Here is a 23,386-nt window from a genome sequence, read left to right as displayed (position 1 = left end):
TTTATTAAATATTCAATTTTTACCCTGCGACAACGATGACAAAAACTATGGAGAGTCGTTGTGCAACATGGATCTTCTTCACGCCTACGCGCAATTTTCAATGTAACCAGTGGTAATTTTCTCGAGCAATACGATTTCTTTTTATTTGGTTTGTATGCTAAAGCCATTGGTGAAACCTTTTTCCATTCGGACAGTAGCTATGCCGCATTGATGAAGACCTTTCTGATCTTCGCAGTAAGTTTTTTAATGCGTCCGATTGGTGCACTTGTTTTAGGCCCTTATGTTGACCGGATTGGTCGCCGTAAAGGTCTAATGGTCACGTTAAGCATTATGGCCGTTGGTTCACTTCTTATCGCCCTGACACCGGGTTACGCTACTCTTGGTTTTGCAGCAACAGCTCTAATTTTTATTGGTCGTTTGGCTCAAGGGTTCTCAGCAGGTGTGGAATTAGGTGGCGTTTCAGTCTATCTATCTGAAATTGCAGAACCACATAATCGTGGCTTTATGACCAGTTGGCAATCTGCCAGCCAGCAAGTCGCTGTTATTTTTGCAGCCGTATTAGGTTATATCGTGAGCCTAGCCTTTACCAAAGCACAAGTTGATGCATGGGCGTGGCGAATTCCATTTTTTGTGGGCTGTGCCATTATTCCCTTTATTTTCTGGTTACGAAAATCATTACAGGAAACAGAAGCATTTACATCACGCAAAGAACATCCAACTACTCGTCAAATCTTGTCGACATTGGCAGCGAACTGGAAAATTGTGTTAATTGGAATGTCGATGGTAGCCACGACCACGACTATGTTCTATTTCATTACGGTTTATACGCCAACCTACGGTAAGGAAGTTTTACATCTGACCACTGCAGAAAGCTTAATTGCAACAGTAATGGTGGGTGCGAGCAATTTTATTTTATTGCCCATTGGCGGTTATCTATCCGATAAATTTGGACGTAAACCCCTACTGATTACCACCACAACACTTATTTTTATCACCGCTTATCCTCTTCTTAACTGGTTGACCCAAAATATTAGTCTAAGTCATATGCTCATGGCATTGTTGTGGCTATCACTGCTCTACAGTTTCTATAATGGTGCTTTAGTCGTTTCACTAACAGAAATGATGCCAAGCTCTGTACGTATTGCTGGTTTTTCGGTCGCGTATAGTTTGGCAACCTCTCTATTTGGTGGTTTAACTCCAATGATTGCAACTTATCTAGTCGAACAAAGTGGCAGTAAAAGCATGCCTGCTTTCTGGTTGATGTTTGCTGCAATTGTGAGTTTAATTGCCACATTGATTGTATTTCGTCAGCGCCAATCTCAACCTACTCAACCACCAAACATCAAAACTCAACTGGTTTCAAGTTCTTCTCATTAATATGCTGATAGCATCTGACTTGGGCATTAGTTTCAAGTCAGACCTTCTGCTTTATTCTTTGGTTATTTAATCAGTTTTCAGTCGTTTCAAAATAGTTTTGAGTATCTGAATACGTGCCGTATATTTATCATCAGTTGCAATAACTGCCCAAGGTGCACAATCCGTACTTGTTCTTTCAAAAACATCTGCGGCAGCATTCAAATATTCATTCCACTTGCTGCGATTACGCCAGTCATCCTCGGTAATTTTAAAGCGCTTATGTGGTGTTTTTTCTCTAGCCTGAAAACGTCGTTCCTGTTCATCTTTGCTAATAGATAACCAGAATTTAATAATTACGGTCTGGCTATCCATTAAATCTTTTTCAAAACGATTAATTTCATCGTAAGCGCGTTGCCATTCCAGCTCATTGGCAAAACCTTCTACCCGTTCGACTAAAACTCGCCCATACCAACTTCGATCAAAAATACGGATATCACTACAATTTTCCAGCTTGGTCCAGAATCGCCATAAATAAGGATGACGCAACTCATATTTTTCTGGCGCACTGATGGTGAAAATATCGTATTCACGCGGATCAAGCCGTTTAATAATACGCTTGATCGACCCTCCTTTCCCCGCAGCGTCCATGCCCTCAAATACGATCATGACCTTACGTTCATCATAACGCATTGCCTCAGCAACACGGCGGGTCAGTTTTTTTAGTTTTTTCTTATATTTGTCCTTTTGCATAGGTTCAATCGCAGGATGAAGCAATTCCTGCGGAATTAAGGCCTGAGGCCAATTTCCTTCACCCTGCGTTGGATATTCAGGTAAATGTTTAAGAGCCTGCAAAATCGAATGTGCAAAACTTTGATCACGTCGTTTGGGATCCTCCCCATCAATGATGATCCAATCCTGAGTAAATCGCTGACGTAATTTTTGCAGATTGTCATATTGCTTTTTATTACGCCAGTCCAGACCATGCAATTTATGCCAGTGGCGTTCAGAAGCATCGATATGATCCAGTCGTTTCTGTAAAGATTTCCACGACAGATCAAACCAGACTTTCACTACATCGACATGATTATTTTTCAGGTCTTGCTCAAACGCACGCATATTTTCAACATAAGCATCAAATAATGTTTCATCCAACGGCTTCGACACGTGCATGGCGGTGGTTAATAAATCGCTATACCAGTTGCCAAACATCACTGCAATTTGGCCTTCACGGGGAATAAAATTGACATAAGGCTGCCAAAATGCCTGATCATTTGACAACATATACGGTGGATCTGCTTTTACATTTAAATATCGCGGATCGACCCATTCTCTTAATTGTTTAACCGACTCCCCCTTGCCTGCTAACTCAATTCCGCTCACTAATATCAAGACACTCTTGGCATTTTTTTTACCCCAGCTATTTTTTAAGGTGTACTGGGCTTCAATCAAATCTGAAGAAAGGTGATTTTCATTACGTAATGTCGCCACAGTGTTTGATTGACTCATTATTTTTACCTTAGCTTTCTTTTAGATTCTTTATCCAAATTATCAAGTTAAAAAAATGAAGTCCAGACCATGGCAGTAATCTTAATTTTTTACCTCTCCATTTGCGTTAGATCCATCTATTTAAGCAATGAAATACAATTTTCTTGATTTTAATTTAACGATACTTGACCAAAAGATTACCGATGTTTTGATGAGTTGAATCACTATTGTTCAATAATTCAACCGACACCATCGAACTTGTTTTTTGTGTTTGTTGGTTTAAAAACTGCTCTATTTGATGTTTTGATGTGAAAGATTGGGCGTTAAGGGCGACCTCATGCATGCCTGTATCCTTAAGCATTTTTTGGCAATGGGTTCCTTTTTGTGTCAAAACATCACATGCTGGTTCTACGATCTTACCCAGAAAATTTACCTCGGCAGCATCCGCAAAAGTGAACGAGCAAGTCACAAAACCTATCATACTAATTAATATAATTTTTATGTTTTTAATCATCTCATTTCATCCCTATTTTATTTATCTAGTTATAAGAATGTTTTACCAAATTTATTGTTATTTAATAAGCCCTTACAGTTATCACAACTGCAATAAACTCCAACATACATCAATCTATTTTTAAAAATAACAAAAAAAATCACACTTTTTTTGTACACAATGATTTCTTTTTGCATAAATGTTGTATATTTTAAAACGTGAATATCGTCACAGAATAATTGTATTTATTTTCATAGTTGGCGAATTCTTTAAAAAATGCAAAGCGGTTATTTATTAAGCTATTTAAAAAAGGGTTGCCCCAATGAAATCGATTCTTACTCTTATTGCAGCTACAGCAACAACGTTGACGTTATCAACTCAAGTTTTTGCCGATGCTGGTACAATCAACTTTAAAGGCAGTGTAGTGAATGCTGCTTGTGATGTTGCTGTAAATGGCAATTCAACCTCTGATGTTGTATTAGGTGATTGGCCGACGTCTACCTTTAAAACGACAGGTGACAAATCTCGTCCTCAACCTTTTACACTTGCTGTTTCTAATTGTAACCCTGGTAGCTACCAATTTGCTTTTACTGGAACTGCCGATACAACCAACACAAATTTGCTTAAAGTGAGTGCAGCAACAGGCGTAGGTATTGCGATTACAAGTGCAGATGGTGCAACACCCGTTGCCATTAATACAACGTCAACAGGTACCTCAAATGCAGTTGTGACAACAACAGGTAGTGCAGGCGCTGCAACTGGTACATTGAATTTGCAAGCATTCTATCAAGCGACTGGCGCAACTGTTGCTGCGGGTGCAGCGAACGCCGTTGCTCGTGTAACAATTCAACAAAAGTAATATTTGTTTATAAGGGCTGAGATGATTATGCGTTTGAATCAATTTTTAGTTTCTGTATGTTTAACGACTGCGGTCTTTTGTACAACACACAGTCATGCAGCGATTCAAGCCTTAGCAAGTCGTGTAATTTATGATGCAAATGCGAAAGCTGCAACATTGAGCATCCGAAATAACTCATCTCAGCCCTATATGGTACAAAGTTGGATTGAGGCTGGCGAAACGCCCCTTGCGGATAATAAAGTCCCTTTTGTGGTCACTCCCCCTTTATTAAAACTTGATCCTAAAAAAGAGTCTGTTCTTCGCTTCATTTATGCGGGAACTGGCTTGGCTTCAGATCGGGAAAGTCAGTTCTGGATTAATATTCAGGAAATTCCCCCTAAACCTGAAATAGAAAACACATTACAACTCGCGGTCAGATCAAAAATTAAACTTTTCTATCGTCCAGCACAGGTCGATATTGAGCTTGTAGATGCAGTTAAGAAATTGCACTGGTTTGTCGATGGCAATGTTCTAAAACTTGAGAATAAAAGCCCTCTTTTCGTGACCATTGGTGACTTAAAGTTAAATAATGAAAGTCAGTCTGTTGTAAATATCAATCGAGATATGGTTCCACCCTTTGAGACCATTGAGGTTTTAAAAGGTTTACCCTCCAATACTCACCAGATTCAATATACCTATATCAATGAATACGGTGGCAACACCCCGATGCCCCCTGTATCTCTTAAGTAACGAGTTTTGGGGATGCATATTTTATACCCAAGGTTAAACGCTATGTACTTTAGACTGACAGCACTATGCGTTTGCATGTCTTGTACACTGGCTCATGCTGCTAATGAAGAATTTAATACCGAATTTTTGCAGGACGTTACCGATCAGGTTTCTGTTGATGCAGTAAAATATGGGTATAGTATTGCTCCAGGTACTTATGATTTTTCGATCTTTATCAACAACCAAAAAGTTGATACTCGTCCTGTACAATTTTATAAAAATGCACAAAACACCGTAGTTCCCTGCTTTGATCAGGCATTTATTGATAATTACAATATTTTATTTTTGTCTCCAGAGCAAAGAAAACAGGATGCTCAGGGGTGTTATGACTTAACTGCGATTCCAAATGTATCCATTGATCAGGATATTGGCTTACAAAAATTAAGTCTGTCTATTCCTCAGGTCAACTTACAACAATACGCTCGAGGCTATGTACCTACCCGTTTATTTAATCAGGGAATCAATGCCTTAATTTTAAATTATTCTGCCAATTCTAACTATTTTAATAATAAAGATTCACAAGATAGGCACAACAATTCTTTGTTTCTCAATGGCGGTTTGAATTGGGGTGCGTGGCGCTATCGCAATCAAAGTAACTTTACCCAGTACTCAGGTCAATCTGGAAGCTGGCAAAACATATCGAATAAGCTGGAACGTGACCTGCAAACCAGCGTTCCAACTCGTTTAGAAATTGGTGACAGTTTTAGTAATAACGATGTTTTTGATAGTACCAATTTTAGAGGCGTGCAATTCAGCAGTGATGCTATTCAACTTCCTATTGGTTTACAGAACTATGCACCGGTCGTGCGTGGAGTCGCCCAAACCAACGCTACAGTGGAAATCAGACAAAATGGCTACATTATTTATAGTACCAATGTAGCCCCTGGAAACTTTACTATCGATGATTTGTATGCAGCCAACGAAAGTGGAAATCTAGAAGTTTCAGTGATCGAAAGTGATGGTCGTGTGCGAAAATTTGTTCAGCCCTACTCCTCAGTTCCCAATATGGTTCGTGCGGGTCAAAGTAAATTTCAGTTAACTGCGGGTCAGTATAGAAGTGGCAATACCGATACGTATCACCCTTATTTTGGTCAGTTTACTTATGCATATGGTATCAATAATTATTTTACGCCTTATGCAGGCCTTATTGCCTCAGAAGATTACTATTCAGCAGCAGCAGGTCTGGCATGGTCACTAGGAAATTTCGGTGCCCTTTCTAGTGATTTAACTTATGCCCATAATAAAACAGCCCAAGGACTGACAAAAGAGGGGATCAGCTTAAGATTTTTGTATGCAAAATCATTGAATACTTTAGGCACCAATGTTCGTCTTGTCGGGTATCGCTATTCAACCCAAGATTATTATAGCTTCAGCGATGCTGTTCAGGAAAAGGCGCAATGGAAAAATGGGAGTTATGAATACACCTATGATGACAATAACACGCTGAATAATGAACAGTTAAGTGAACAAGAACGTCGCCGTTATTTTTACTCCTCGACCTATTACAATAAACGTAATCAGTTTCAGATTTCTGTTAATCAAAATCTAGGTGAATGGGGACAAGTCTATGCTACTCTAGCCAAAACTGACTTTTGGCAAAAAGAATACAATCAGGAAAGTTGGCAAATAGGTTATAATAAAAACTATAAAGACATCGCGTATGGGTTGTATTATCAAAAGAATAAATCCATGTTTCAAGGCGCAGACTATAATGTCGGTTTTAACATCAGTATTCCATTGGAACGTCCTCGTGCCGCTAAAAAATATGATCTAATCTCGAATAATGACTATCAATACTCTAATCTTACAGGCAGCACAGCCACAACAGCGCTCTCAGGTTCTTTCCTAGAAGATAAAAACCTGAATGCTCAAATTCAGTTCAGCCATACTGAGCAAAACAATAATGATAGCGTGGCTTTAAACACCAGTTATAGAGGAACTAAGCTAAATTCTAGCTTTGGTTATACGTATTCAGATCAGTATCAACAAGTCTCAGCAAGTGTAAATGGCGGTATTTTAGTGCACTCTGGCGGTATTCTTTTCGGACAACAAATGTATAGCAATCCGATTATTATCGAGGCCAAAGGTGCCGAAGGTGTTCGTATAGACAATCAACCAGGTTTGAAAATTGATAAATCGGGTTATGCTGTTGTGAGCGGCTCTAGCGCCTATATGCGAAATCGCGTAGCACTCAAAGCTGAAGATCTTGGGCAAAACATGAATATCGATGACCCTGTTATCACAGATATCGTACCGACCAAATTTGCTATCGTAAAAGTTAAATTTGATGTTCAATCAGGGCATAGTGTTCTTGCCAACTTACGCTTTAATGAGAAATATGTAACGACTGGTGCGTCTATTTTAGATGCCAAAACTCAAAAAAATGTGGGTCTGGTCGGATTAAACGGACAAGCGTATCTGACGGGTGTGCAATCTCAGCAACAACTGGTTGCAAAATGGGGCAATGCGGACTTTGAACAATGTCAGTTTAGCCTGCCAACATTGAATAATCGGGAAATGGGTTACGATGAAATTGATCTTTCCTGTCATGCGGTAGGAGCACATTAATATGAATAACCTCATATCAAAGTTAAGCCTGTTACAGCTTTGTTTTTTTTTAGTGCTGAGTGTAGTTGGTATACAATCTAGCTGGGCAACACGTTGTCTAGAAGGGCAAAAAGCCACATCAACATTTAATATTAGTACTGCAACCAACACTACCCATACGACTTCCGTCACTCCCATTCAGGTGACTAGTTCCAACCAAAGTGCCGGTTCTTTATTGTGGCAATCGCCCGTTTACAGTACGACTCTAACCTGTTATGACGACTATGCAACCAACAGTACTGAAAAAGCCTATCTTTATTTAGATGATGCCACTAAAAGTTTGGCAACTGCCTTTCGAAGTACAAATTTAATTATAGGTATCAATTTTAATGGCACTGAATATCCCATAGATTCGCTGACTGAAAATAAAATTAATACAGGTTTTACAGCAATAAATAAGCAAACCAACTCAAGTACGGCAAAATCTAATTGCACCTTGATTGGTCGCACTTCAGGAAGCTGTTCTGATCCTCAAACCATTACGATTAGTTATTCTTTGTATATTAAATCCCGAGGTTCAGGGAGTAATTTTACATCCAGCGCACAAACCTATCAGGTCTTTCAACTTGATGGTGAAGGTGGACGTAATGCCAATGGTAACTTTCAGGAAAAAGTATCCAATGTAAATGTCACTTATATTGAATGTATTACCAGCCTCAACACACAAAATGTGGACTTGGGTAGCTATTATTCATATCAGGACACCAATACCATTTTACGTCGTACGCCTTTCACCATTAATGTAACAACGACAGGTAAAGACTGTGCGAAATATCCATTTCTAGGCAAATTTACGTCTACTCAACGCTATGATTCAACGACCTTAACGGCAACTGAAACAGGTATGAAAAATGTCGTTGGGATTAAAATTTATCCTCAAGGTGAAACGCAGGAAATTCCGCTGGATACCAATTTCGACTTTGGTAGCAGTAATGGCTCAACACTGTCTAAGAACTTTGAAGCAGGAGTTCTATTTTTCTCAAAACCTGCCGTTGCTGGTACATTTAGTTCAACATTAAATTACGAAGTCTATTTTAAATAGATTTCGTTCTGGACTTATTTTTAAAGTTTGGCCTTATAATAGTCATAGTGTTATGCATTTAAGCAGCTTATGCTTTTATCAATTTTTTGAAAAAACTAGATTATGTCCAAACTTGCTCACTTTGATGATTTACTTCAGCAATATAACGCCTTTGAATATCATCAGGATCCCGCGATATTACAACGTCTGAATGACGCTCAAATTTGGCTTAAAAAGCGTATTAAAGATACGCATCAAACTTATTTTAACGAGCCTGAAAATCAGTTAATGGCTCAGTATTTTCTCAATCGTTTATATGGTGGTCCAGATTTTGATCCACTGGCTTTGCAAATTGAACGTCTACTTAAATATGCCCACAAAGCAGAAAAGCTGTTACCAGACAATGCCATAAAAACTGGAACTAAATCCGTCAGTCTAGCAGTATTAGCGATGCAACTAGATGAACAAATTGCGATTCAGTTATTAAAGGATTATCCAGCAAACGCACCCATTACAGATGAAATGATGCGTCAAACCTTGCTCAAGCTAGATCAAAAAGAGCAGCGTTTAGTCCAGTTACAACTACTCGATGACTTGGGTGAAGCATTAGATAAATATATGCGTTCATTTATGATGTATGCAGCCTTTAAAATGTGTAAAAGTGCTGCACATAAATACAATTTTGACCTGATGTATGAATTTATTCAGGAAGGATTTGTTGCCATGAAACCGATGAAATCCGCAGAAAAATTTATTAAAACCTTTAGTACAGTTGAACGTGATATTATCGAAAAAGTGCATTCGGGTCATCCAGATCCCTTTCGCTGATTCTTGATTCGTACCCGATTGAAGAATCCGCATTAAGTGCCTTATTTTTATAATTTTCTGTATAGTATTGATAACGATTGCATAATGATGACTGTAAAACCATACTAAACTCTGTCATCATGCATGCGGCCATAATCACTTTATAATGTGTTTAAATTTAGGAGCGACAAGATGTCTAACGAAAATCAAAAGCCCACTTCTTCGACTGAGCAGGCAGAGCGTTCAGACAGTAACAGTCCATTCCTAAATGAGCCGCTTCCACAAGGAACTCCGCAAGGACAGCAACAATCCTTACAACAAGGGGTTAACCATCAGTCCACTGGTTCTGTTCCTAAATATAACTTACCTCGTGGCGCAGGCCGAACGGGTAATGTCGGTGAAACCACACATTTTGGCTATCAAACTGTGAATGCTGAAGATAAAGCCCAGAAAGTGGCCGAAGTCTTTCATTCTGTCGCCAGCAAATATGACATCATGAATGACTTGATGTCTTTTGGTATTCATCGTCTCTGGAAACGTTTTGCCATCAATATGTCAGGTGTTCGTCGTACTCAACACGTGCTTGATATTGCAGGTGGCACTGGTGATTTAGCCAAAGTATTTAGTCGTGAAGTAGGCCCGCAAGGCCATGTCGTATTATCTGATATTAATGAATCAATGTTAAATGTGGGCCGTGATCGTTTGCTAGATGCAGGGTGTACCAATGTTGATTTCGTTCTGGCTAATGCTGAAACATTAGAACCTTTTGCAAATGAAAGTTTCGACCTCGTCACCATCAGTTTTGGTTTGCGGAATGTGACGGATAAAGATGCCGCCCTTGAATCCATGTACCGTGTGCTTAAACCAGGTGGCCGCTTACTTATTCTTGAATTTTCAAAACCTGTATTTGAACCATTTTCAAAACTCTACGATTTTTACTCCTTTACCGCATTACCGCTCATGGGTAAAATTGTGGCAAATGATGCGGAAAGCTATAAATATCTGGCTGAATCAATCCGTATGCATCCAGACCAGCGTACTTTAAAAGGCATGATGGAAAAAGCAGGTTTTCAAAGTTGCGACTATCATAATTTAACCGGTGGTATCGTCGCTGTACACCGCGGTTTTAAACTCTAAAGGTTCATGATTATGTGGTCGATTCTTGCGCTAGGTGCAGTCGAACGCGGTATTCATCATATTATCAATCTGGATGCGATTACCCGTATCCAGCTCAATCAATTACAAGGTCAGTTACTGCGGGTCATTATTGATAGTCCGCAGCTTTCGATTGATGTTTTTTTTGATGAAAATAAAGTTCGCCTCGAACCCACCATCACGGGTCATAGCCAGACACCTTCTATATTTGAACAGCGACCTTTTGATGAACATGTCAAAATTAGCCAAGCCACCGCAACCCTTCATGTCAAAAATATGGTGGAGTTACTTAAGCTTTTATTGGGCAATTCAGATCATATAGGTAATATTCCGCTCACTGGTGATTATCATCTGCTACAAGATATCCAGCGGATTATGCAGCAGGCTGAACCTGATCTGGCAGCGCATTTAAGTCCATGGATTAGCCCTGCCCTTGCACATGAGCTGGCTAAAATTAGTCTTGCTCCCAAACAGTTAAAACGCAGTTTGCAAAGTCATCTTTTTTTTGCAGAAGATGCGCTCAAAGAAGACAGTGGTCTATTTGCACCACGCTGGCAAATGGATGATCTGAACCAGTCCACTCGGCAACTTAATCAGGAAATTGATCGTCTTGAAGCCAGACTACAATCTCTTAATTCTCAATTCAATAAGACAAACACTTAGGTAATATCGCATTATGATTCCGCACGTTACACGGTTATTCGAACTTTGGCGCATTGCCGCGCATTATCGACTTGATACCCTGTTCCCTGCGGAAGAGTTACCTTCCAAAGCGCGCCATGCTTTAGCACTAATCCGATTACATCCAGCGGCATGGTCTAGCCGAGAGCGTAAAAATCCTCTCAAGCTTAAACAAGCTTTAGAGGATATGGGACCTTTAGCCATTAAACTGGGGCAATTGCTTTCCACACGCCGTGACTTGATTCCACCAGAAGTCTTATCACAACTGGTTTTATTACAAGATCAGGTTAAACCTTTTGATGGGCAAGTGGCCAAACAGCGTATTCAGGATGCACTAAAAGCCGACGTAAATACCTTATTTGCACGTTTTGATGAGCAGCCTTTAGCAGCAGCTTCAATTGCTCAAGTGCACACCGCCGCTTTGCATGATGGACGTGAAGTAGTAGTAAAAGTTACCCGTCCTGATATTCTTCTGCAAATTTTGCAAGATTTTGAAATTATTACATGGCTAGGACAATGGCTGGAAAGCCGTCTGGAAGCGGCACGTGCCTTACATTTAACTGAGATTATTCAGGATTATCGCCAGATCATTTTAAATGAATTGGACTTAAGTATAGAAGCTGACAATACTCGTCGTATGCGCCACTACTTTACTGGTTCCAGCATGATGTACGTGCCTGAAGTTTATATGGACAGTACAGATGTTATGGTGGCAGAGCGTATTATTGGCGTGCCCATTTCTGATACAGCCACGTTTGATCGTCTAGGGATGGATCGGGCCGAATTGGCAGAAAAAGGGCTTATCATCTTCTTTACCCAAGTTTTCCGAGACAACTTTTTCCACGCAGATATGCATCCAGGTAATGTCTTCGTGGAAACGATCAATCCCAGCCATCCACGTTATATCGCGCTGGATTGCGCCATCATGGGTGAGCTCTCCAAACAAGATCAGATGACTGTTGCGCGCATGCTTCTGGCCGTCATGAACAACAATTTCATGCAACTGATTCAGATTGTTCATCAAGCTGGCTGGATTCCACCGGGTACGGAACAGGATGCCTTAGCCCGTGAAATGCGACGTACCGTTGGGCCAATGGTTTCAAAACCAATGGATCAACTAGATTTTGCAGGTATTTTATTGCAGGTGATGGATATTGCACGACGCTTTCGTCTGGAAATTCCACCACAACTCATGTTATTGCTCAAAACACTCGTGCATGTGGAAGGTTTGGGAACAGATCTTTATCCACAACTGGATATTTGGAAACTGGCAAAACCGATTTTGACCGAATGGGTCAAATCCAATATGAATCCAGTCAAAAATGTGAAAGAAATTGGTCAGCAAATTCCAGACCTATTATTAGGTGCACACGACCTACCAACTTTATTGATTGATAGTTTAAATGGGTTAAAAAACCAGTCTGCATGGCATGATCGTCAAGTTCGTGAAATTCAGCAATTACGCATGCAAATCCAGCAACAACAACAACGTAGTTGGCTATTTGGCAGTATTATGCTGATCCTGTTAACTATCGCCCTTATTGCGCCGTGGTACATTTCAATTGTCCTGATTGCCATCACTGCCTTGTTAGCCGTTTGGCGTATTATTAAATAATCATTCTAGGGTGAGAGGAATTTTCTATCTCCCCTGACCTATATATAAAAGTACGCGATCTACCACAATGAAAAAAATTAAAGATATCGCCATTATTGGAGCGGGAACAGCAGGTCTGGCCACTGCGATTTTATTGGCTCGCCAAGACTTTCACGTGGCCTTATTTGAAAAAGTCGAGAGCCTACAACCCGTCGGTGCTGGACTATTATTACAACCTGCTGGCCTAGCAGTATTTGAACATTTAGGTCTGTTGGACAAAGCTTTGGAACTCGGTGCAATGGTAACCGGTTTACAAGGGCAACTTGCGAATCAGCGCTTACTGGTCAACAGCCATTATCATGAAGTAGATCCACAACATTATGGTGTTGGGATCCATCGTGCAACGCTTTGCCATTTACTTAGCTCAAAACTTGAACAATATGCAGGCTCTGTAACATGGAAAATGTCTCATGAAATTGATGAGTTACATGAACATAGCGATGGCGTAATTGTACGTGGTCAATATCAGGGACAATCTTTTGAATCCAGCTTTGATGCCGTCATCATTGCCAATGGCGCACGTAGCCATTTACGTCCTCCAGCTTGGGTAAAGGTCGATAAGGCTTATCCATGGGGAGCGGTGTGGAGCATCGTTTCAGAATGCAAAACTTTAGATCCTCAAATTTTGCATCAATTTTACGATCGCTCACACATTATGATGGGAATCTTACCAACAGGCGCAGTTCCACAGGCACCAGCTCAACGTTTGTCCAGTGTATTTTGGAGTTTACCGACCCAACAATTACAACAATTTTTAGAAAATCCTCAAAAGCATGATTTTTTACTTCATCAGATTTCATCTCGTTGGCGTCCTATTGCTGATTGGCTTGAACAGACCATGCAAACAGATGAAAATCGACACTGGTTATCTGCCCAATATCGTGATGTAGTGATGACCAAGTTTGGACAAGGTCGCATAGGTGTTATTGGAGATGCCGCACATGCAATGAGCCCTCAATTGGGACAAGGTGCGAATATGGCCTTACTGGATGCTTGGGCGCTAGCACAAGCCATGCAACAATTTCCAGATCGACAGGTAGACTGGGCTAAGTTCTGGCAGCATTATCATGAATTACGCTATTCATCCACTCAGTTTTATCAATTATTAAGTCGACTACTAACGCCGCTCTATCAATCTGACTCCACTTGGGCAGGCCCATTCCGAGATTTTAGTTTTTATTGGATGTACCAAATTCCTTATTTGCGTAAACAAATGGCGCTGACTATTTCTGGCTTAAAAACAGCACCACTACGACACATGAACTATGCCGAGATTGCCAAAACTCGACATCAGGCTGCTATTTTGAGTCAAAATTTAAGCTAAATACGGTTAAGATTAATCAGTTGAAAACACAAAAAAGATGAGTTTTTTTCCGAAACGATGAACAGATGCCGTACACTATAGGGTGCGATGAATAACCGCAAATGAACTTATTTAATCCATAATTTTGGTGAGATGTTATGAACAATGTGCAATGGCTCGATGAAGTAAAATTTAACGAACAAGGTTTGATCCCTGCCATCGCACAACATCATCAAACTGGTCGAGTGCTGATGGTCGCATGGATGAATCGTGAATCGCTCGCCTTGACCGCAGAAAAACAACAGGCCGTATATTTCTCACGTTCACGTCAAAAGCTCTGGCACAAAGGCGAAGAATCAGGTCATTTCCAAACCGTGTATGAAATTCGTCTTGACTGTGATGGTGATGTAATCGTGTTGCAAGTAGAACAGCACGGTGGAATTGCTTGTCATACAGGCAGAGAATCTTGTTTTTATCGCAAGCTTAGCCCACAAGGTTGGGAAATAGTAGATGTACAACTAAAAGATCCAACTGCGATCTATGGTGCTTCTGCAAAAACCGAAGCGCATGAACATATGACATCACAAGAACACGTCGATGTTCTGGCTTATCTAGGACAATTGATGCAACAACGCAAACAAGCGGCTGCGGATAGTTCTTATGTAGCTAGCCTATATAAAAAGGGTTTGAATAAAATTCTGGAAAAAGTCGGCGAAGAAAGTGTTGAAACGATAATTGCGGCTAAAGATTACGCCATTCAACCGACTCAGGAACACTTAAATGATCTGATCTATGAAACTGCCGATTTGTGGTTCCATAGTATCGTCATGCTCGGTCATTTTGATCTTGATCCAAAACTGGTACTGGATGAACTGGCACGACGTCAGGGACTTTCTGGTCTGGTTGAAAAAGCCAATCGTAATCAAGGATAAATATTGCCTGTGTCTAGCACTGAAAAACCTAAAGCGACGTATGAACAAGCCACAGCTATCGATAATGCACGGTTAGGTGAATCATTTAAAGTTATCGCGTATGCGGGCACAGGTAAAACCACGACGTTACAACTCATTAGCGATGCCATGCCACAACGGCGCGGTATGTATCTGGCGTTTAACAAAGCCATCGCCAGCGAAGCACAACAAAAGTTTCATCGTAACGTCGACTGTCGAACCTTTCATTCTCTTGCATTTCGTAGTGTACCGCGTGGCGTTACTGATAAATTGCGTTTACCCCGCTTAAGTCCAAGCTTTATGGCGAAAGATTATCGACTAGAACCGATTACCCTGCGCCGTATGATGGGAGGGCGCTATGAAAAATATGTGCTGATGCCAAGTCGTCTGGCTAGCTTGGTCGCAAATGCTGTGAGTTATTTTTGCTCGACCAGTTCGCAATATCCTGCACCACGACATATACAAGCCCCAAGCTGGCTACATCCTGACGATATGGATCAACTGCAAAAGCATCTTTACCCCGCAGTTGAACGACGTTGGCTGGAATCGATTGATCAGAATCATCAGGCCGGAATTGGACATGATATTTACCTGAAATTATGGGCACTGTCTGAACCGAATATTCCCGCCGATTATGTTCTGTTTGATGAAGCACAGGATGCCGATCCACTTATGTTGGGAATTTTACTCAGACAACGTAGTACACAAGTAATTTATGTTGGTGATGCACATCAACAAATTTATGCATGGCGTGGTGCTGTCAATGCTATGCAGCAATTGCCCTTACCCGAATCACGCTTAACCACCTCATTTCGGTTTGGGGAGCAAATTGCTGATGTCGCCAACTATTTATTAAGCGGACTGGATGAAACAGTACCATTGTTGGGCAATCCAAATCTCAGCTCAAAAGTGGTCAACAAACCCCATACCAAACAGCGTGATGCAATTCTTTGTCGTACCAACGCCCGTGCCATGGAATTATTATTGGCTGGTTTAGTTCATGGCGATAAAGTTAGTTTGCAAGCCGATCACAATAAATTAAATCGTTTTGTTGATGCAGCCAGTTTATTAAAACAAGGCAAGCGTGTCACCGATGTTCCTGAACTGGCATGGTTTAATTCATGGCATGATGTGCATGAATATTGTGAAACCAATGATGGAAGTGATATTAAGCCCTTAGTCAAACTGGTGGATGATCATGGAGCTGATCCGTTAAAACGCGCATTAGCGAAGATCACTCCAATAGAACAGGCGGATTATGTCATTTCAACCGCCCATAAAGCTAAAGGTCTGGAATGGGATCGGGTACACCTGGAAGATGATTATCAGTTTAAAATCAATGGGCTTGAGCATAAAATCAGTGACGAGGAACTTAGATTACTTTACGTCGCCTGTACACGTGCTAAAGTAAGCTTAAATATTCATCACATTTATGATCTTGTACAACAGCTTAAACTGCAAGCCCCGCAAAGTTTACGCAAATCCGCGGCGGTTTAAAAACATTGCGTTCCAATTCTGGTGGGCCTATGAAACTTGAATCCATTCATCTAAAACATACAAGCTTGTTTAGTCATTTGCAGGTTCAGTTTCATTACTCTAACAAACCCATCACGCTTATTTTAGGTGAACAGGCAACCGGTAAAACGACACTGCTTAAACATATCTACCAAGCGTTAAGCTGGTTTCCAGCGCGTTTAAAAGACAATCGTACTGCGGGCGTGGTTATGCTCGATCAAGATATTTTAAACTCACGAATCCAATCCCGAATTGACATTCAAATCAGGATTCCAAGTGAAATCGGTCAGCTTGCAGAAGGCAGCCAGTCACAGCAAAATGATAATTCAGTGTGTACATGGAAGCTATATAAAACCTTAAATAGCCAAGGGGTCGGTATAAGTCAGACTGAAACTCAGCAACTTGAAGAGTTAACAGCCTTATATCAAAAAGCCATTAAGCAAGATCCATTGCAAGGCTTACCATGTATTGCTTATTATCCTGCCGACCGCTTTATTAATGAAGTAAATTTACTCAGTAAAAATATTCCTGCAGTCTTTCAACCTTCTTCAGCTTACGATGTCGCTGCTATTCCATTTACCACCTTTGCTCGTTTTTTTGAATGGTTTCGTGAAATCAGTGATATTGAAAATGCCCAAAGTGCACAACTACTGCAACATATTCTCGGTAAGTTTAATGCCGAAAGTTTACAAAATCTGGAACAAGAAATTTTTCAAACCCATGCCCAACTGAACTCACCCAATTTGCAGGCATTAAAAACCAGTTTAAATGTGGTATTTCCTGATATTACTGATATTTATCTACAATATCAGCCCAAACTACAACTCATGGTCACTTATCAGGGGCAAAGTCTGGCTTATCAGCAATTATCAAATTCAATCAAAATGTGGATTGCCTTGGTGGGAGATATTGTACGTCGTTTATGTTTGCTCAACCCTCTAAGTCTCTATCCTTGTCTTGAAGGTGACGGAATTGTATTAATTGATCATATCGATGCCCAACTTGACCATATCTTGTGTCGTGAAATTTTGGAACGTTTACATCAGGCTTTTCCGCGTCTTCAACTGATCGTGACAGGAAATCGTGAAGAATTGCTTGAACATGCGGTCGATTATCAATGCTTAAGTTTATCCAATAAACAGATTTCCACTTTAGAGCTTGAAAGCTCTCATCATATTTATGAAACTGTTTATCAAAATCTATTTAACCCATCCACAGCACCAGACTTAAATGATTTGAGTCCATCTGCTCTTGTGGAAACTGATTTTGATCAAGTGCTTCAACTACTCGAGCATTTAAGCAATACACAAAAAGAGCAAATCCTGCAACATTTACAGTCCAATACCAAACCGTTGGATGAGTCAAGATTGTCTGAAAAATAAGTCATTTCACAATTTAGACATCAAATCATTTTTCATGTTATGATTGGAAATAACTATCACATTTAGCCTAGCTTTGTCGCTTTTCTTTAGAGCTTAAGTGATTGATATTTTGTTTTTTTAGTGTAAAAAAGTAAGTAGATTGCTCTTTCCTGCTGTATACTTTTTTTGCACTTATTTTTTGTTTCTTACCAGTTGCGCAACACAACTTGTTTTTTCTTTTGACCCACATTTATGGTTTCAGGCTGTCAAATACTTTGGAATTCTCTTTGATTTCCTGTACATCCTGAAAATAAGATTCACGCTTAGGTTTCGACCTAAATCACGACATGGATACGAGTGTGCTACCGATTATTATCTTGCTACCGTTAATATTAGGCACCCCCCTTGTCGCATTGCTACAGCGTTTTTCGCGGGAAGCAACGGCTTTAGGGGCTATAGCAGTCAGCTTAACCAGTTTTGGGTTATTGCTGACTGAGGCAAAACAGATTTTTGCTGGTGCAGCTATTCAACAAAGCTGGGACTGGCTACCACAGCTTGGACTTAATCTCAGCTTTCGTCTGGATGCGCTTGGACTTGTGTTTAGCCTCCTAATTACAGGCATTGGCACACTCATTTATATTTATGCTTATTATTACTTAAGCCCTCGCAACTCACTAGCCAAGCTTTACATGCTGCTCATGGTTTTCATGACTGCCATGCTCGGAATTTCTCTCTCAAATAATTTAATCTTATTACTTGTATTTTGGGAACTGACCAGTATTTCATCTTTTCTATTGGTAGGTTACTGGAGTCATTACGAAGCTGCACAACGTGGTTCACGTATGGCGCTGACGATTACAGGCATGGGTGGCTTAGCCATGCTGGGTGGTTTTATTCTCATTGGACAAATGACGGGTACCTATCAGATTGATCAGCTAGTCAACATGAAAGATACTATTCAGTCCCATGCTTTATTTGTTCCTGCTCTACTACTTATATTATTAGGTGCATTTACCAAAAGTGCCCAATTCCCTTTCCATTTTTGGTTGCCAAATGCTATGGCGGCGCCGACGCCTGTATCTGCTTATTTACATTCAGCAACCATGGTCAAAGCTGGGATTTTTTTACTGGCACGTCTAGCCCCTATTTTCGTTGGAGCAGCGCTTTATCACAATATCGTCACTTTCGTCGGTTTATTTACTTTATGTATGGCGGCTTTTTTTGCCATTTTTAAAGAAGATTTAAAAGGCTTGTTGGCTTACTCCACGATTAGTCATCTGGGGTTAATTGTTTGTTTATTGGGAATTGGTTCACCGTTGGCTGTTGCCGCAGCAATTTTTCACATTATTAACCATGCCACCTTTAAAGCCGCCTTGTTTATGATTGCAGGAATTGTCGATCATGAAACGGGTACTCGCGATCTACGCAAGCTGAGCGGCATCTGGCAACTGCTGCCTTTTACTGCCACCCTGACCATGATTACGGCTGCATCTATGGCAGGTGTGCCATTAACGAATGGTTTTATTTCCAAAGAAATGTTTTTTACTGAGCTAGTGAGCAGTTTAAATGGCGGAGTTTTAATCTTCTCTGTAATTGTGGCAACACTCGCTGGAATTTTTGCAGTCAGTTATTCGATTCGTATGGTGCATGGCGTATTTTTTGATGGTGTTGTGGGAGACAAAGTCCCAAACAAAAATGCACATGAACCCAATTTTGGCATGCGCTTACCTGCGACCCTGTTGGCGATACTCTGTATTTTAGTAGGAATTATTCCTGCTTTACTGGTCGAAAATATTGTTAATAGTGCAACACGTGCCAGTTTGGCCATACCTGAGTTTGTGGGCGTACATCTTGCGATCTGGCATGGTGTCAATTTGCCACTGATCATGAGTATTATTGCATTAATAGGTGGTGCACTCTTTTACTTTGCATTAGCAAAAAATGGACGTATTCGCCGTATTGATCTTGATCCTTATCTGGGAAATCTTCAGGGCAAAATTTTATTTGATAAATTTTTAAAATATTTACTGCTGGGTAGTCGGAGCATTAAACGTCGTACAGAAACAGGTTCATTACAACTTTATCTTTTTCTCATCGTCATCTTTAGTGTAGCAATTGTAGCAGTGCCTTTATTTAATCAGGGCTTGAATACGGGATCTCGCGAACTAACCCATGCGCCCATGATTGCCATCGTATTATGGCTAATTTTGTTTTGTGCTTGCTGGATGATGCTCTGGTTTCACCATGAACGGATTAAGGCAGTATTGATTAGTGGTGCGATTGGCTTAGTCGTCACCATGATTTTTATTGGATTCTCTGCCCCTGATCTAGCGTTGACTCAAATTACAGTCGATGTTGTGACCACTGTTTTACTCTTGATGAGTTTGTCGTTACTACCCCAGTTAACCCCTTACGAATCCAAACGCTCAAGACGTTGGCGTGATGCCATGATTGCTATCATTGGCGGTTTGGGTATTGGCTGGATTGCATGGTTAATATTGACCCGCGATCATAACTCATTGTCTTGGTTCTTTATGCAGCAATCTTTGCCTTTGGGCGGGGGTTCAAATGTCGTCAATGTGATTCTGGTTGATTTTCGTGGTTTTGATACCTTTGGCGAAATCACAGTATTGGGCATTGCTGCAATTGGTGCGTTGTGTCTAATGGATGGAATGCGGATTCATGGCACGAGTGTGACCCAAGGTTTAACCTTTCGTTTCAATCCATCACCGCTGATGTTACGTACCACGGCATCATGGGTCTTACCCATTGCTTTAGTAGTAAGTCTATATATTTTCCTGAGAGGACATAATTATCCGGGTGGTGGCTTTATTGCAGGTCTCGTGACTTCAATGGCTTTGATCATTCAGTATATTGCGCAAGGTCAAGACCGTGCGGAGCAAATGTTAAAAGCAAAATCTGGTCGATTATATGAACTCTGGATCGGTATCGGCTTATTGATTGCTGGTATTTCAGGAATGGCTGCTTGGTATTGGTCACGACCTTTCTTAACCAGTGCGCATATTTATGTTGACCTTCCCGTCATTGGAAAATCACATCTTGCCTCTGCTGCCCTGTTTGATGTGGGAGTCTATGTGACTGTTGTCGGTGCGACCATGCTGTTAATTTCGGTACTGGGTGATTCGCGTCATTCGACTATGTCTGGTCCTGTTCCACGTGAAGGAGATTCGTCATGATTAGCCTGGAATTTTTACTTGCTTCAGCGATTGGCTTACTGGTCGCTTCAGGTATTTATTTGATTCTACGTGCCAGAACTTTTCCTGTCGTGCTTGGACTAGCAATGATTGGCTATGCAGTAAATCTATTTTTATTTGCCATGGGACGCATTCAAATAAATGCTCCTGCTATTTTAGCAGAAACAGTTAAAGCCACAGACCCTTTACCACAAGCCTTAGTTTTAACAGCCATCGTAATTGGTTTTGCTACGACTGCGTTTATCGTACAACTTGCCATTCGTAGCCGTTACGAATCAGGTACAGATCATGTCGACTCTAAAGAAGACCCCGCCTTAAACTATGACCCGCGTGAGGATGAGCCTTGATGTTCGATTTTATCAATTTCTGGCACATGCACGCACCTATTTTCAGCATTCTCATTCCTGCATTTACTGCCTTTATTTTAGTTATTTTAGGAAATCCGGGTTCTGGTGCTTTAGAAACTGACCGTCGCCAACCGTGGCGTAGAGCACTTAGCCTCATTTCCGTTTTGCTCGGACTTGCCACAGCTGTCAGTTATTTCACTATTGCACATACCGGTCAGATTACAGTTTATCAACTCGGTGAATGGTCCGCGCCTTTTGGCATTGTATTAGTCCTGGATCAACTTTCCGCTTTTATGCTGTTATTGACTTATGTACTTGCAGTGCCTGTACTCTGGTTTGCGAGTAAAGAATGGGATACTCGAGGGCGTTATTTCCATGCCATGTTTCACTTTCTACTCATGGGAATTAGCGGGGCTTTTTTAACAGGCGATTTATTTAACCTATTCGTATTTTTTGAAGTCATGCTGATGGCATCGTACGTGTTGCTGTTGCATACTCAAGGCAAAGCACGTTTTCAGCTAGGCATTCATTATGTCACCATCAATCTGTTAGCTTCCGCGATCTTTTTGATCGGCCTAGGGATGATTTATGGCAGCGTTGGCAGTTTGAATATGGCTGATGTATCGCGTCTTGTTCCTACTCTTGAACCCGATCAACACAAATTAGCCATTGCAGGTGGATTGTTGCTATTTGTGGTTTTTGGAATTAAAGCGGCTATCTTGCCTGTTGGTCTATGGTTACCAAAGACCTATGCTGTTGCCACTACTCCTGTTGCTGCAATTTTCACCATTATGACTAAAGTGGGTATTTATGCGATTTTAAGGGTCAATGGAACAGTATTTGATGATGTATTTGCACAGAATATTTTGAAATATTGGTTATTGCCAATTGGTTTAGTGACTTCGTTATATGGGGTCATTGGTGCAATTGGTGCGGATCGTTTACGCCGTTTTGTCGGCTTCATGATGCTATCTTCCATCGGTACAATTTTAATTGCGATTTCCCTATTCAATACTCAAGCATGGGCAGCAGCTTTATATTATTTAGTACATAGTACTCTGATCGCCGCTGCATTTTACTTACTCTGTGGCTGGATTACTTCACAACGTGGCAGTTTCAAGGATCATCTCAAAGTAGCCCCAAGAATGAAGCAAGGCAAAATTGTAGCTTTGATTTATTTCCTCATTGCTATGATGATGGCAGGTCTACCTCCATTTAGTGGCTTTTTGGGCAAGGTTTTTATTTTACAGGCAACACACAATCAACCTTATCAGGCATTAATTATTGCAATTGTGCTGATCGTTAGTTTGTTAAGTATTATTGCTTTAACACGGGTGGGTTTTGTTTTGTTCTGGCGCTCAACTGCACCTGAAGAAAATATGGAGGAACCTGCTTTTGCTGCATATCAAGATTTACCTGATGCTGCCCCTGCACGAAATGATTTGACGATTTATACTCTTTTAACGGGTTTAATCATGTATGTTGTTTGTGCGCCCGCAATTTATTCATATGCTTTAAGTACAGTCACCCAGATTCAGGATCATGCACTTTATACAAATTCCATTTTAAGCAAGGATCGTTTCGGTGAAGTAATCAGCGTACAACCTTACAATCCAAGCTATATTCCTGAAACCAAATATGGCGGTGAAACTGTCGATCCATATGCTCATTTTATTCCAGATGTCATTTCTGATGATACGCTTGAAGGTGAACATATTTCAGAATATAAAAAACGTCAAATTGAGCAGGAACAACTCGATCAGGACATCGTGCCAAATGAAAGCCAACTCAAACCGATGGAGCCTTAAA

The 23,386-nt window shown here is 40.7% G+C and carries 18 protein-coding genes; 16 read left to right on the top strand and 2 right to left on the bottom strand.

The window, feature by feature from the left end; all coding sequences use genetic code 11:
- Positions 1-60: 60 nt before the first annotated feature.
- Positions 61-1,377: an MFS transporter gene (locus tag IAE19_RS01660; RefSeq protein WP_200459198.1), complete on the top strand. Its 1,317-nt coding sequence runs from the start codon at positions 61-63 to the stop codon at positions 1,375-1,377.
- A 66-nt stretch (positions 1,378-1,443) separates the two neighbouring features.
- On the opposite strand, the gene IAE19_RS01655 is transcribed toward IAE19_RS01660, so the two are convergent.
- Positions 1,444-2,862 (bottom strand): phosphate--AMP phosphotransferase, encoded by a 1,419-nt coding sequence (locus tag IAE19_RS01655; protein ID WP_200459197.1) that lies wholly within the window; start codon positions 2,860-2,862, stop codon positions 1,444-1,446.
- A 154-nt stretch (positions 2,863-3,016) separates the two neighbouring features.
- A complete protein-coding gene (locus IAE19_RS01650) occupies positions 3,017-3,355 on the bottom strand; it encodes a hypothetical protein (protein ID WP_200459196.1) in 339 nt (112 codons plus the stop codon).
- Between the two features lie 301 nt (positions 3,356-3,656).
- Here IAE19_RS01650 and IAE19_RS01645 point away from each other — a divergent pair, with 301 nt between their 5' ends.
- From IAE19_RS01645 to IAE19_RS01575, 15 genes are all read left to right on the top strand, one after another.
- Entirely contained in the window at positions 3,657-4,193 is a 537-nt protein-coding gene (locus IAE19_RS01645; RefSeq protein WP_200459195.1) for a fimbrial protein, read from the top strand.
- A 27-nt stretch (positions 4,194-4,220) separates the two neighbouring features.
- Complete coding sequence (locus IAE19_RS01640; protein ID WP_200459194.1) at positions 4,221-4,922, top strand: molecular chaperone; 702 nt, start codon at positions 4,221-4,223, stop codon at positions 4,920-4,922.
- 75 nt (positions 4,923-4,997) lie between these two features.
- On the top strand, positions 4,998-7,529 hold the full coding sequence (locus tag IAE19_RS01635; protein ID WP_227612161.1) for a fimbria/pilus outer membrane usher protein: 2,532 nt from the start codon (positions 4,998-5,000) through the stop codon (positions 7,527-7,529).
- 1 nt (position 7,530) lies between these two features.
- A complete protein-coding gene (locus IAE19_RS01630; RefSeq protein ID WP_200459192.1) occupies positions 7,531-8,610 on the top strand; it encodes a hypothetical protein in 1,080 nt (359 codons plus the stop codon).
- A gap of 102 nt (positions 8,611-8,712) precedes the next feature.
- Entirely contained in the window at positions 8,713-9,417 is a 705-nt protein-coding gene (locus IAE19_RS01625; protein ID WP_200459191.1) for an FFLEELY motif protein, read from the top strand.
- A gap of 171 nt (positions 9,418-9,588) precedes the next feature.
- Positions 9,589-10,533, top strand: a complete 945-nt coding sequence (ubiE, locus tag IAE19_RS01620) for a bifunctional demethylmenaquinone methyltransferase/2-methoxy-6-polyprenyl-1,4-benzoquinol methylase UbiE (RefSeq protein ID WP_200459190.1) — start codon at positions 9,589-9,591, stop codon at positions 10,531-10,533.
- Positions 10,534-10,545: 12 nt separating this feature from the next.
- Positions 10,546-11,214, top strand: coding sequence for an SCP2 domain-containing protein (locus IAE19_RS01615; RefSeq protein WP_200459189.1), 669 nt, complete (start codon positions 10,546-10,548; stop codon positions 11,212-11,214).
- Positions 11,215-11,227: 13 nt separating this feature from the next.
- The gene (locus IAE19_RS01610) at positions 11,228-12,847 is read left to right on the top strand and encodes an ABC1 kinase family protein (RefSeq protein WP_200459188.1); all 1,620 of its coding nucleotides are present in this window, start codon (positions 11,228-11,230) and stop codon (positions 12,845-12,847) included.
- Between the two features lie 67 nt (positions 12,848-12,914).
- Complete coding sequence (locus IAE19_RS01605; protein WP_200459187.1) at positions 12,915-14,210, top strand: FAD-dependent oxidoreductase; 1,296 nt, start codon at positions 12,915-12,917, stop codon at positions 14,208-14,210.
- 137 nt (positions 14,211-14,347) lie between these two features.
- Positions 14,348-15,121 carry a bifunctional phosphoribosyl-AMP cyclohydrolase/phosphoribosyl-ATP diphosphatase HisIE gene (hisIE, locus tag IAE19_RS01600; protein ID WP_200459186.1) on the top strand — a complete coding sequence of 258 codons (774 nt, stop codon included), beginning with the start codon at positions 14,348-14,350 and terminating at the stop codon, positions 15,119-15,121.
- Between the two features lie 9 nt (positions 15,122-15,130).
- The gene (locus IAE19_RS01595) at positions 15,131-16,636 is read left to right on the top strand and encodes a UvrD-helicase domain-containing protein (RefSeq protein WP_200459185.1); all 1,506 of its coding nucleotides are present in this window, start codon (positions 15,131-15,133) and stop codon (positions 16,634-16,636) included.
- A 29-nt stretch (positions 16,637-16,665) separates the two neighbouring features.
- Entirely contained in the window at positions 16,666-18,036 is a 1,371-nt protein-coding gene (locus tag IAE19_RS01590; RefSeq protein ID WP_200459184.1) for an AAA family ATPase, read from the top strand.
- A 326-nt stretch (positions 18,037-18,362) separates the two neighbouring features.
- Complete coding sequence (locus tag IAE19_RS01585) at positions 18,363-21,212, top strand: monovalent cation/H+ antiporter subunit A (protein WP_200459183.1); 2,850 nt, start codon at positions 18,363-18,365, stop codon at positions 21,210-21,212.
- Positions 21,209-21,577, top strand: coding sequence for a Na+/H+ antiporter subunit C (locus IAE19_RS01580; protein ID WP_200459182.1), 369 nt, complete (start codon positions 21,209-21,211; stop codon positions 21,575-21,577). The genes IAE19_RS01585 and IAE19_RS01580 overlap by 4 nt, the downstream gene beginning before the upstream one ends.
- Positions 21,577-23,385 carry a monovalent cation/H+ antiporter subunit D gene (locus tag IAE19_RS01575; RefSeq protein WP_200459181.1) on the top strand — a complete coding sequence of 603 codons (1,809 nt, stop codon included), beginning with the start codon at positions 21,577-21,579 and terminating at the stop codon, positions 23,383-23,385. The genes IAE19_RS01580 and IAE19_RS01575 overlap by 1 nt, the downstream gene beginning before the upstream one ends.
- Position 23,386 lies beyond the last annotated feature (1 nt).

The organism is Acinetobacter sp. S40, from assembly GCF_016624705.1.
Lineage (GTDB): Bacteria > Pseudomonadota > Gammaproteobacteria > Pseudomonadales > Moraxellaceae > Acinetobacter.
This window is presented reverse-complemented; position numbering and strand designations above follow the sequence as displayed.